Origin of the sequence: Bradyrhizobium sp. th-b2 (assembly GCF_000426785.1) — a bacterium.
Classification (GTDB): domain Bacteria; phylum Pseudomonadota; class Alphaproteobacteria; order Rhizobiales; family Xanthobacteraceae; genus Bradyrhizobium; species Bradyrhizobium septentrionale.
Genome location: NZ_AUGA01000248.1, coordinates 1 through 1,426, shown reverse-complemented (window position 1 = coordinate 1,426; position 1,426 = coordinate 1). Strand labels below are relative to the sequence as shown.

At 54.6% G+C, this 1,426-nt stretch carries 2 protein-coding genes and 1 pseudogene; all 3 read left to right on the top strand.

Annotated elements, in window-relative coordinates:
• Positions 1-449, top strand: a 449-nt coding sequence (locus tag K359_RS56680) for a hypothetical protein (protein WP_210164127.1), incomplete at its 5' end; no start/stop codon positions are given.
• Between the two features lie 52 nt (positions 450-501).
• Positions 502-1,032 (top strand): hypothetical protein, encoded by a 531-nt coding sequence (locus K359_RS63940; protein ID WP_166309060.1) that lies wholly within the window; start codon positions 502-504, stop codon positions 1,030-1,032.
• A 90-nt stretch (positions 1,033-1,122) separates the two neighbouring features.
• Positions 1,123-1,426: pseudogene (locus K359_RS66685) on the top strand (hypothetical protein); the annotation flags it as partial.

Sequence of the window (1,426 nt, the reverse complement as noted above, 5' to 3'; positions counted from 1 at the left end):
ATTACCACACTCCTGATGACAGGAGCATCGAGACCCCGTCTGGCCTTAGCGCTCGCACTTCTGATTACCACACTCCTGATGACAGGAGCATCGAGGCCCCGTCTGGCCTTGGCGCTCACACTCCTGATGACATAGTCGATTTCGACTTTATGCGCATGGCTAACGCGCAAACCGCAGCCCAACAGGCGACCATGAAATGGGGAGGCATGGCCGCCATTGCAACGGAAACATCCAAGATCGCCGGGGCCGGCATGAACATGGCGTCCACTCAATGTCAGGAAGAAAAAGTGAAGCATGACGCGGATAGCACCAAGGCGAAGGCCCAGGCGGAGGACGAAAGGCAATTCATCGATTACTATCAGACGCAGATTCAGGACATGCTGAGCAAGCTTGCGGAGATACGTAGTGCAGATAGCGAGACGAGGAGCAAACTCGTCAACATGGCCTGAGTGCAACCCATCGTTTAAACAAACGATGTTTAGACCGGAAGGAAGGTGGAAAATGATCAATGGAACTGCCAGCGTGCCGTCCTACAGTGCGGATTATGCCCTCACAGATGGACAGTCGCTATATTCAACCATGGTGCTGCTTATGATGGAGCGACACGGCATCTACGAGACGGAGCTCCGGGCTGATTATGCCAGCATGCAGGCGCGTAACAATCTTTTGAAAGACTTGAATAGTGCATTGGCGACCATGCGGGCCGAAAGGCCAAATGACGAAAAGACTGTCAGATCGTACGGCACCTTTATAGATTCGCAAGGCAAGACCCGAAGCGTTTATGAGTTCTTACAGGCGAATGGCATCGCCATCGAGACCAACTGTAACGACGTGTATGGCATACAGGCGGAGTTCGACGCTGCGATCAACAATGTTAGGGCGGCGATTGATAGCGCCAACAGCGAAGGGCAAATGGCAGTGATTTCGTTGCAAGGGCTTCTGGATAAGCTCAATCAGGTCACTGAATTGACATCTAACGTTCTGTCGAAAGACGAAAAGGCCAACGAGGCTGTCATTGGCAATATTCGATGATGGGCCAGTATTGACTGAGCTATGGCTGATTCTGGGTGACGCGGCCTGAGAGCTGTCGCTGAAAGTTGGTGACGGCGGGAATCGGATAACATCATCAAGCTGATTCAACCAGGAAACGTCGAAGATCAACTCACCGAAATCTTGCGCAATGGGGCGCGTGCTCTGTTGGCCCAGGCGGTCGAGGTCGAGGTCGCGGACTTTCTCGGCAAGCATGCCGACGGCGGAGAGGATGACGTTGGCGGCATCGCCGGCGCGGCCTTTGAGGTAGCAGCGGCGGAGGTGTCCTTCAGCCTTCAAATGGTTGAGCCCCTGGATCGCCGCATGCAGCAGCTTGGCATCGGTCGGAAAGGTGATGGCCTTCGGCTGCACCGTGGTGTCGACCGTGACCCGCTCA

Coding starts and splice junctions, on each gene's coding strand:
- K359_RS63940 (WP_166309060.1), top strand. CDS start 502: ATGATCAATGGAACTGCCAGCGTGCCGTCCTACAGTGCGGATTATGCC.